Source organism: Streptomyces sp. NPDC047453 (assembly GCF_040643155.1).
GTDB lineage: Bacteria > Actinomycetota > Actinomycetes > Streptomycetales > Streptomycetaceae > Streptomyces.
This window is the reverse complement of record NZ_JBEYTS010000026.1, coordinates 99,437-109,807: the sequence shown is the minus strand read 5'-3', so window position 1 is coordinate 109,807 and position 10,371 is coordinate 99,437. Positions and strand designations below refer to the sequence as shown.

Here is a 10,371-nt window from a genome sequence, read left to right as displayed (position 1 = left end):
TCGAGATCCGCAAGCAGAACCCCGCCTTCGGGCTGGGGTCCTTCACCGAACTCCAGTCCTCCAACCCCGCGGTCATCGCCTTCCTGCGCGAGTACGAGGACGACCTGGTCCTGTGCGTCCACAACTTCTCCCGCTTCGCCCAGCCCACGGAGCTGGACCTGAGCGCGTTCCACGGACGGCATCCGGTGGAGCTGTTCGGCGGGGTGCGCTTCCCGGCCATCGGGGAGCTGCCGTACCTGCTGACCCTGGCGGGTCACGGCTTCTACTGGTTCCGGCTGCGCCGGGACGCCGCCTAGGTCTCACGGTGCCCACGGGTGGGGCGGGCGTTTCCTCCACCCCGCCCGTGGGCACGCGTCAGTCACACCCGACCAGCGATTGGACGCGACGCCATGTCGGAAGCCATGTCGCAAGCCGTCACACGCTCTGTCACCGCCGGGAGCCCCGGTCTCCTCGCGTCACTGGACCCACTGCTGCGGGAGTGGCTGCCGCGGCAGCGCTGGTTCGCGGGCAAGGGCCGTCCGGTGACGGGCTTCTCGCTGGTCGCCGCCACCGAGCTGCTGCCGGGCGACCGGAAGCTGGGCCTGTACCACCTGCTCGTCCGCGCCCACCAGCCGCTTGCGCCCGTGCACGGCGCGGTCCCGCACCCCGGTGACTGCTACCAGCTGCTCATAGGCGTGCGCGAGGCGCTGCCCCCGCGGCTGGCGCCCGCGCTGATCGGCCATGTGCACGAGGGCCCGCTCGCCGGACGCACGGTGTACGACGCCCTGTACGACCCCCGGCCCGCCGAGGTGATCCTGGAGGCTCTGCGCACCCGGGCCCGCATCGGCGGGCTGCGTTTCGAACGGCGGGACGAGATACGCCCCGACCTGGTCCCCCGCGTGGTCACCGCCGAGCAGTCCAACTCGTCGGTGGTCTACGGCGATACGTTCATCCTGAAACTGCTGCGCCGGGTGGTGCCCGGTGTCAACCCCGACCTGGAGCTGCCGCTGGCGCTGGCCGAGGAGGGCTGCTCGCGGGTGCCGCCGCCGACGGCGTGGATGACGGCGGAGCTGGACGGCGAGTCGTACGTGCTCGGAGTGCTCCAGCCCTTCGTGCAGGGCGCCTCCGACGGCTGGGAGCTGGCACTGCGCGAGCTGGCCAAGGGCGAGGACTTCAGCGCCGAGGCGCGGGCGCTGGGCCGCGCCACCGCCGAGGTGCACACCGCGCTGGCCCGCGCTCTGCCCACGGTCACGCTCGGTCACATGCAGCTCGAAATCCTGATGAACGGCATGACCGAGCGCCTGGAGTCGGCCGCGCAGGCGGTGCCCGCGCTCGGGCCGTACGTCTCCGGTCTGCGCTCCGCGTTCGAGGCGCTGGCCGATCTGGCGGCCGAGGGCCACACCTGGACCGCCCAGCGCATCCACGGCGACCTCCACCTCGGGCAGTGCCTGCGCTCCCCCTCCGGACAGTGGTGGCTGATCGACTTCGAGGGCGAGCCGGCGAAGCCGCTGGCCGAGCGGCGGATGGCCCAGCCCGTGGTGCGGGACGTGGCCGGGATGCTGCGTTCCTTCGACTACGCGGCGCACTCGTCCGGCGGCCCGCCGGCACCGGAGTGGGCCGAAGCCTGCCGCGCCGCGTACTGCACCGGATACGCCGAGGTCAGCGGCAGCGACCCGCGCACCGACCCCGTCCTGCTGCGCGCCTACGAGACGGACAAGGCCATCTACGAGGTGCTCTACGAGGCCCGGCACCGCCCCGACTGGCTCCCGGTACCGATGTCCGCGGTACACCGGCTGGCCGCTCCGGACACGACCTGACCGCCCTCCCCTGTCCCCCGTCTCCCCCATCCACCGCACCCGACCTGCGCCGAGGAGGCACCACCCGTGACCCCCCGCACCCCGTCCAGCGGTTCTGATCCGAAGAACACGGCCGAGGCCGCGGGCCACGACCGGCCGGCACCGGCGAAGAAGGCAGCCGCGAAGAAGGCAGCCGCGAAGAAGGCAGCCGCGAAGAAGGCCACGGCCAAGAAGGCGGTGGCGAAGAAGACGACAGCCAAGAAGGCAGTGGCGAAGAAGACCGCCGCGAAGGCGACCGCCGCGAAGGCCGCGACCACCGGGGCCGCCGCCAGGAAGACCGCCAAGAAGGCGGCAACGGCGGCGAAAAAGGCACCGGCCACGAAGGCAGCCCCCCGACCCGCGACGCCGGAGCCCATGACACCGGCACCCGCGGCCGCCTGGCGCCCGGAGGACCCCGCTCTGGTCGCCGTCGGGGCCGGCGACCGGGAGCGGTTGCTCGCGGGGACGCATCACGATCCGCATTCCGTGCTCGGTGCGCACCCGGTACCCGGTGGCGTCGCCTTCCGGGTGTTCCGGCCGTACGCGCTGGGCGTGACCGTGGTCGCCGGGGAGCAGCGGGCCGGGCTGCGCGACGACGGGGAGGGGTTCTTCTCGGGGCTGCTGCCGCTGCCGGAGGTGCCCGCGTACCGGCTGGAGGTGGAGTACGCGGGGACGGTGCAGCACACCGAGGACGCCTACGGCTTCCTGCCCACGCTGGGCGAGTTCGATCTGCACCTGATCGGCGAGGGCCGGCACGAGCAGCTGTGGCAGGCGCTCGGGGCGCATCCGATGACCCACGAGGGCGTGACCGGTACCCGGTTCGCGGTGTGGGCGCCCAATGCCCGAGGAGTGCGCGTCGCCGGTGGCTTCAACTTCTGGGACGGCACCGGTTATCCGATGCGCTCGCTCGGCGCCACGGGCGTGTGGGAGCTGTTCGTGCCCGGGATCGGCGAGGGCGAGCTGTACAAGTTCGAGATCACCCGGCCTGACGGCTCCAGGACACTGCGCGCCGACCCGCTGGCCCGCCGTACCGAGGTGCCGCCGGCCACGTCGTCCATCATCCACGTCTCGCACCACGAGTGGGGCGACGCGGAGTGGATGGCGCACCGCGCGGACACCCCGGCGCACGAGGCCCCGTTCTCGGCGTACGAGCTCCACCTGCCGTCCTGGCGACCAGGGCTGACCTATCGTCAGCTGGCCGAGCAGCTCCCGGCGTACGTCAAGGAACTCGGCTTCACCCACGTGGAGCTGATGCCGGTCGCCGAGCATCCCTTCGGCGGCTCCTGGGGCTACCAGGTCACCGGCTTCTACGCGCCCACCGCGCGCCTGGGCACCCCGGACGACTTCAAGTTCCTGGTCGACGCCCTGCACCAGGCGGGCATCGGCGTCCTGATGGACTGGGTGCCGGCGCACTTCCCGCGCGACGAGTGGGCCCTGGCCGAGTTCGACGGCCGGCCCCTGTACGAGCACGCGGACCCGCTGCGAGCCGCGCATCCGGACTGGGGCACCCTGGAGTTCGACTTCGGCCGCCGCGAGGTGCGCAACTTCCTCGTCGCCAACGCCCTTTACTGGTGCGAGGAGTTCCACATCGACGGCCTGCGCGTGGACGCGGTCGCCTCCATGCTGTACCTCGACTACTCGCGCGAGCCGGGCCAGTGGACGCCGAACGAGCACGGCGGCCGGGAGAACCTGGACGCCGTGGCGTTCCTCCAGGAGATGAACGCGACCGTGTACCGCAGGGTGCCGGGCGTGGTCACCGTCGCCGAGGAGTCCACGGCCTGGGACGGCGTGACCCGCGCGACCCACCACCGGGGCCCGAGCGGCTTCGGCGGCCTCGGTTTCGGGCTGAAGTGGAACATGGGCTGGATGCACGACTCGCTCCAGTACATGAGCCACGACCCCGTCCACCGCAGGTTCCACCACGGCGAGATGACGTTCTCGATGGTGTACGCCTACAGCGAGAACTACGTGCTGCCGATCTCGCACGACGAGGTGGTGCACGGCAAGCGTTCGCTGGTGTCGAAGATGCCCGGCGACTGGTGGCAGCAGCGGGCGGACCTGCGCGCCTACCTGGGCTTCATGTGGTCCCACCCGGGCAAGCAACTCCTGTTCATGGGCCAGGAGTTCGCGCAGGGCGCCGAGTGGTCGGAGACCCGCGGCCCGGACTGGTGGCTGCTCGACCCGAACTACGGTGCCGCGGCCGACCACCGGGGGGTGCTGGACCTGGTCCGCGACCTCAACACCGTCTACCGGGCCACGCCCGCCCTGTGGGCGCGCGACGTCCACCCCGACGGCTTCCAGTGGATCACCGGGGACGCCGCGGACGACAACGTCTTCGCCTTCCTGCGCTACGACACCGACGGCACCCCGCTGCTCGCGGTGTCCCACTTCGCCCCGGTCGTCCGCCCCGACTACCGCCTCGGCGTCCCCGACGACGTGCCCGCCTGGCTGGAGGTCCTCAACACCGACGCGGCCCGCTACGGCGGCAGCGGCGTCGTCCACCCGCACCCGGTCAAGCCGGAGCCGCAGGGGCGGCACGGCCGCCCGGCGAGCATCCGCCTGACCCTGCCGCCCCTGGCGACGGTGTGGCTGCGCCCGGCGTGAGGATTTCCTGCCGGCCCGTCCGGCGCTCGAGGACGAGGCCGTTCAGGCCGCAGCGGGGGCCTGGGGGTGGCAGCCCCCGGACCGGCCACCGCTACTCCGTGAACGCCTCCACCAGAGCCGGAGGCAACACCTCCGTGTACAGCACGCCCAGCCGCTGTGTGGCGCGGGTCAGCGCCACGTACAGGTCACTCGTGCCATAGCGGGCGGGTTCGACCACCAGGACGGAGTCGAACTCCAGGCCCTTGGCCTGGCGCGGGTCCAGAAGGACGACCGTCCGGGTCAGGTCGGGCTCGGCACCGGCCTCGACCCCCTCGAGGCGGGCGGCCAGCCGCCGGTGCAGGTCGCGCGGGGCGATCACGGCGAGCCGGCCCTCCTCCGGGGTGAGTTCCGCGACGGCCTTCTCCACCGCGCCGGGCAGGTCGTCGGTGGCGCGGGCCCAGGGCCGTACGCCCGTGGAGCGGACCGAGCTCGGAGGCTCGAAGCCGGGGTGCTCGGCGCGGACCACGGCCGCCGCCACGTCCATGATCTCGGCCGGGGTGCGGTAGTTGACGCCGAGGCGGGTGTGCTCCCAGCGGTCCTCGACGTACGGCCGGAGGATGTCCGCCCAGGAGCCGACGCCGGCCGCCTCCGCCGTCTGCGCGGGGTCGCCGACCAGGGTCATGGAGCGGGTCGGGCTGCGCCGCATCAGCAGCCGCCACGCCATCGGCGACAGCTCCTGCGCCTCGTCGACGATGATGTGCCCGAACGCCCAGGTGCGGTCCGCAGCCGCACGCTCGGCGGCGCTGCGGTGGTCCTCCTCCTCCTGGCGTTCGGCGAACCGCTCGGCGTCGATGATGTCGTGCGCGGACAGCACCTCCGAAGCGTCCGGGTCACCGTCCTCCTTGTCCTCGAACTCGTACGTCCGGGACGCGTACGACACGTCCAGCACGCCCTGGGCATACGCGATCTGGGTCTCGCGCTCGTGCTCGGCCAGGGCGCGGGCCAGACGGTCGTCCTCGCCGAGCAGTTCGGCGGCCTCGTCGAGAAGGGGAACGTCCGCGACGGTCCACGCCCCGGTCACCGGGCGGCGGATCGCGGCCGCGTCCTCGTCGCCGACGTACCCCTCCGGGTCCGCCAGGAAGTCCGCCACCAGCCGCTGCGGGGTGAGCCGCGGCCACAGCTGCTCGATGGCCGACCAGACCTCGGGGTTCTCGGCGAGTTCGTCGCGGATCTGGCTGATGTCGCTGGGGTCGAGGAGGTTGGAGCCGTCGTAGGGGTCGGTGCCGATGCGCTCGGCGACCAGGTCGGTGAGCGTGTTGAGGATGTGGCCCTCGAAGTGCTCGCGGGCCGCGTTGTGCGGCAGCTTCGCGGCGCGGGTGCGCTCACGGGCGACGCCCACCAGGCCGTCGTCGAGCATCAGGATCTCGCGGTCGTGCTCGATGGCGATCACTGGATCAGGCAGCGCCTGACGGTCCCGTACGACGGCGGCGAGCACGTCGGCCATGCCGGCGCGGCCCTTCACCGAGGCGGCCTCGGGAGTGTCCGCCGCGGTGGCCTTCACTCCGGGGAACAGCTCGCCGACGGTCGCCAGGAGCACCCCGGTCTCGCCGAGCGAGGGCAGCACCTCGCCGATGTAGCCGAGGAACGCGGGGTTCGGGCCGACGATCAGCACAGCCCGCCGGGCGAGCAGTTCCCGGTGCTCGTACAGCAGGTAGGCGGCCCGGTGCAGGGCGACGGCGGTCTTGCCGGTGCCCGGGCCGCCCTCGACCACGAGCACTCCGCGGTGCGGGGCGCGGATGATGCGGTCCTGGTCGGCCTGGATGGTCCGCACGATGTCGCCCATCCGGCCGGTGCGCGCGGAGTCGAGCGCCGCGAGCAGCACCGCGTCGCCGGTCGGGTCCTCGTGGCCGGTCCGGGTGGTGTCGCCGAGGTCGAGGATCTCGTCGTGCAGCGCGGAGACCCGGCGGCCCTCGGTGGAGATGTGCCGGCGGCGGCGCAGGCCCATCGGGGTGTGGCCGGTGGCCAGGTAGAAGGGGCGGGCGACGTCGGCCCGCCAGTCGATCAGGATCGGCGTGCGCTCGGTGTCGTCGGCGCGCAGGCCGATGCGGCCGATGTGGTGGCTGTCTCCGTCGGTGAGGTCGATCCGGCCGAAGCAGAGCGAGCCGTCCACGGCGTTCAGCGCGGCCAGCAGCCCGGACCGCTCGGCGACGAGGATGTCCCGCTCCAGCCGGGCCTGCATGGGCGTGTCGCCCTGCGCGAGCGCGTCCGCGACGGAGGTCTCGGTGTCACCGCGCAGCGCGTCCACGCGCACGTACAGTCCGTCGATGAATTCCTGCTCCTGCCGCAATTCACCGTCTGGAAATTCGGTGTTTGACAATTCGGCTCCCGCCCGGATATACTGTGCCAGTGAACTTCTTCGTGACCTGACGAATACCAAGTCACGAATCACCGAATATACGCAAAGAAATCCCCCGGGCGCAATTACCCCGGGGGATTTCTCATTCTCCGGCTCGCGTCACAGCAGGTCCGGGCAGGTCACAGGACGTCCGACAGCTCCTCAAGCAGCCGCCGCTTGGGCCGTGCGCCCACCATGGACTTCACGGGCTCACCAGCGCGGAAGACCATGAAGGTCGGCATCGACAGCACCTTGTACGCGTTCGTGGTGTCCGGGTTGGTGTCCACGTCGAGCTGCACCACCTTCAGCCGCTCGCCCTGCTCGGCCGCCAGTGCGCTGAGCACGGGCCCCATCTGCCGGCACGGCGGACACCAGTCGGCGGTGAACTCCACCAGCACCGGCCGGTCCGCGCCGAGCACCTCCGCCGCGAAGTCCGCGTCCGTCACCTCCGCCACTCCCGCTGCCCTGATCACCGCTGCTGCCCTCCCAGTTCGCACCTGGGCTCCGGACCGCCCGGAACCCCTGCGTCGGCGGCCAGCGCCTCCCGCGCCTGCTCGGCCCTCACGAGCTGGGCGCCGACCTGCTCCCGCACGGCCCGCAACTCGCCGATCAGCGCGTCGAGCTGGTCCAGCTTGCGCCGGTAGACCGCGAGGGACGCCGGGCACGAGTCGCCCTCCGGGTGCCCCGCCCGCAGACACTCGACGAAAGGCCGGGTCTCCTCCAGCTCGAACCCGAAGTCCCGCAGCGTCCTGATCTGCCGGAGCAGCCGCAGGTCGCGCTCGTCGTAGGAGCGGTGACCCTGCGCGTCCCGCCGCGCGGGCAGCAGCCCCCGCGACTCGTAGTACCGCAGCGCCCGCGTCGTGGTCCCGGCCCGCTCGGCCAGCTCGCCGATTCGCATGCGTACGAACGTAAGCCCTGACGCCGACGTCAAGGCAACGCCGGCGGAGTGCGGGCCGCCGCTGGGGCCATCACGCCGGCCGACTCCTCCACCTCCAGCAGGGAGGCGCTGCGGCGCTCCTCGTCGAAGGCCCTGCGCCCGCCGCGCAGGCCGAACAGGCGCTTGGCGAGGGCGATGTAGAGGACGGCGACGATGTTGAGGACCAGCGTGGTGATCTTGACCGCGCTGACGTGCTCGGTGAGCTCGTAGATCTCCAGCGGCAGGAAGGCGGCGGTGGCGACCACCGTCAGGTACTCCGCCCACCGCTTGGCGTACCACAGGCCGACGGCCTCGATCAGTTCCACCAGCGCGTAGGCCACCAGCACGGAGGCCACGACGAGCAGTGTGGAGTGCCGGTAGCCGAAGGTCCTCTGGATGGTGCCGATCACGGGCGAGTGGTCGAGGTCGTAGTGGAAGTGCCGGAAGACGGGGCGGAAGACGTCCAGGTACTCGTTGAACAGGCGGCGCACCGCGTCCTGGCTGTTGCTGAACTTCCACACCGCCACCGCGACCAGCACGATGAACACCCCGCGCAGTGCCCGTTCGAAGGCGAGGAACCGCAGGATGAACAGGTCCCGCAGCACCTTGCCGCGCGGCACCAGCGGGGCGTCGCCGGCCGGTCCCGAGCCGTGCGGCTCGCCGAGCGCGAAGTCGCCGCAGCGCAGGCAGCGCCACACGTCGCCCAGCGCGGTCCGCGCGTGCAGCCGGATCCGCAGCCTCGGGTCGTCCGGTGCGTAGGTCACATGCCCCTTGCGCGCGCACGTGCGCCGGTCCCAGTCGATCGCCATCCCGTGGTTGCCTCCATGCCTGCCGATGTGCCTGCGGCCGTGCCGTGCCGGTCGGTCCGGCACGGCACGGCACGGTAGTACATCGCAGTAGGAGACGACCGCCGGGAGCTTTCAGCTCACACCGCTGCCCACCAGCTCCCTCGCCTCCTCGGCCGGCTGCTCGTCACGGGCGGTGCCGCGCGGCAGCAGCAGGGCGACGGCGAGGGTGCCCGCGCCCAGGATCACCGCGCCGACCAGGCTGGTGTGGGCCACCGCGTCGGAGAAGGACGAGCCGACCGCGTCCTTCATCCGCTGGGCGCCCTGGGCGAGTTGGCCGGCCTGCGCCTTGAGCTGCGCGGCCTGCTGCGGGTCGGTCGCGTGGGCGGCCTGCGCCGCGAGCTGCCGGGCCTTCTCCCCGATGCCCTGGGCGACCGCGTATCCGGCGCCGACCGAGTCCTGGGCGGTGGACAGGGCGCCGGCCGGGAGCCCGCCGCCGGCGGTGGCGTCGGAGAGGTGCCGGGCGTACGAGGTGGACAGCAGGGAGCCGAGGATCGCGATGCCGAGCGAGCCGCCCAGCTCCAGGGAGGTGTCGTTCACGGCACCGCCGACACCCAGCTCGGACTCCGGGAAGGCGCCCATGATGGCGTCGGTGCAGGGTGACAGGGCGAGTCCGATCGCCAGCCCCAGGATCACCAGGGGTGCCACGAAGTCGCCGTAGCCGGACGAGCCGTCCACCCGGGTCAGCAGCGCCAGGGCCGCGGTGCCGCCGACCATGCCCGCGGTCACCGTCCACTTCATGCCGACCCGCGGGGTGAGGTAGCCGGTCAGCGCCGAGCCGGCGAAGACGGCGCCGGCCAGCGGCAGCATGCGCAGGCCGGTGGCCAGGGCGTCGTAGCCGAGGACGAACTGGAGATGCTGGGTGAGGTAGTAGAAGGCGCCGAAGACGGCCAGGAAGAACAGGGCGACGGCCAGGTTGGAACCGGCGAAGCGGCGCCGCCCGAAGCGCCGCACGTCGAGGACCGGACGCGGGTGGCGCAGCTCCCACAGGACGAAGGCCACCAGGCCCACACCCGCGACGGCGGCCGCGGTGACCGCCTTGGCGTCCCAGCCGAAGTGCGGACCTTCGATGATCATGTAGACCAGCGAGCCGATCCACACCACCGACAGCAGTCCGCCGACGTAGTCGATCCGGCCGTGGTGCGCCGCCCTGGAGGGCGGTACGAGGACGAAGGCGCCGACCAGGGCGACGGCGGCGACCGGCACGTTGATCAGGAAGGTCGAGGACCAGCCGTGGTCCTGGAGCAGCGCGCCGGCGACGAGGGGACCGGCGGCGATGGCGAGGCCGGCGGTGGCGGTCCACAGGGTGATCGCCTTGGCGCGCTCGGCGCGCGGGAACGTCGCGGCCAGCAGGGAGAGGGTGGCCGGCATGATCAGCGCGGCGCCCACACCCATCACGGCGCGCGCCGCGATGACGGTGGCCGCGCTGTCGGCGAGGTAGCCGAAGACGGCCCCGCCGCCGAACACGACGAGCCCGAGGACGAGCGCGCCGCGCCGGCTGTACTTGTCGCCGATCGCGCCGAGCAGCAGCATCAGCGCCGCGTACGGGACGGTGTAGCCGTCGATGACCCACTGGAGGTCGGCGCTGGACAGGCCGAGGACCTGGGTCATGTCGGGCGCGGCGACCGTGAGCGCGGTGTTCGCCATCACGATGATCAGCAGGCTCAGGCAGAGCACGAGGAGCGCCCACCAGCGCCGGGCGTAGGGCCGATCCATCCTTTCGGCCGGTTCGTTCATGACGAGTCGCATGGGCAGGGGGGCCTTCCTCGGTCTACTTGCACAGCGGAGTGCAATTGCACAACGATGTGCAATGTACGA

General features: G+C 72.2%; 8 protein-coding genes. 3 read left to right on the top strand and 5 right to left on the bottom strand.

Going from position 1 to position 10,371, the window contains the following annotated elements; all coding sequences use genetic code 11:
* The 3 genes from ABZ818_RS22955 to glgB all read left to right on the top strand — a co-directional run.
* Positions 1–296: alpha-glucosidase C-terminal domain-containing protein (locus ABZ818_RS22955; RefSeq protein WP_361417531.1), on the top strand; the 296-nt coding region annotated here is incomplete at its 5' end.
* Positions 297–401: 105 nt separating this feature from the next.
* Positions 402–1,796, top strand: a complete 1,395-nt coding sequence (locus ABZ818_RS22950) for a maltokinase (RefSeq protein ID WP_361417528.1) — start codon at positions 402–404, stop codon at positions 1,794–1,796.
* Between the two features lie 66 nt (positions 1,797–1,862).
* Entirely contained in the window at positions 1,863–4,418 is a 2,556-nt protein-coding gene (glgB, locus tag ABZ818_RS22945; protein WP_361417525.1) for a 1,4-alpha-glucan branching enzyme, read from the top strand.
* A 91-nt stretch (positions 4,419–4,509) separates the two neighbouring features.
* Here the strand turns inward: glgB and ABZ818_RS22940 are convergent, their stop codons facing one another.
* From ABZ818_RS22940 to ABZ818_RS22920, 5 genes are all read right to left on the bottom strand, one after another.
* The gene (locus ABZ818_RS22940; RefSeq protein ID WP_361417544.1) at positions 4,510–6,744 is read right to left on the bottom strand and encodes an ATP-dependent DNA helicase; all 2,235 of its coding nucleotides are present in this window, start codon (positions 6,742–6,744) and stop codon (positions 4,510–4,512) included.
* A 188-nt stretch (positions 6,745–6,932) separates the two neighbouring features.
* Entirely contained in the window at positions 6,933–7,265 is a 333-nt protein-coding gene (trxA, locus tag ABZ818_RS22935; protein ID WP_361417522.1) for a thioredoxin, read from the bottom strand.
* A complete protein-coding gene (locus tag ABZ818_RS22930) occupies positions 7,262–7,690 on the bottom strand; it encodes a MerR family transcriptional regulator (protein ID WP_361417519.1) in 429 nt (142 codons plus the stop codon). The genes trxA and ABZ818_RS22930 overlap by 4 nt, the downstream gene beginning before the upstream one ends.
* 29 nt (positions 7,691–7,719) lie before the next feature.
* Complete coding sequence (locus ABZ818_RS22925; protein WP_361417516.1) at positions 7,720–8,517, bottom strand: DUF2127 domain-containing protein; 798 nt, start codon at positions 8,515–8,517, stop codon at positions 7,720–7,722.
* 111 nt (positions 8,518–8,628) lie between these two features.
* Positions 8,629–10,302, bottom strand: a complete 1,674-nt coding sequence (locus ABZ818_RS22920) for an MFS transporter (protein ID WP_361417513.1) — start codon at positions 10,300–10,302, stop codon at positions 8,629–8,631.
* Between the last annotated feature and the right edge of the window lie 69 nt (positions 10,303–10,371).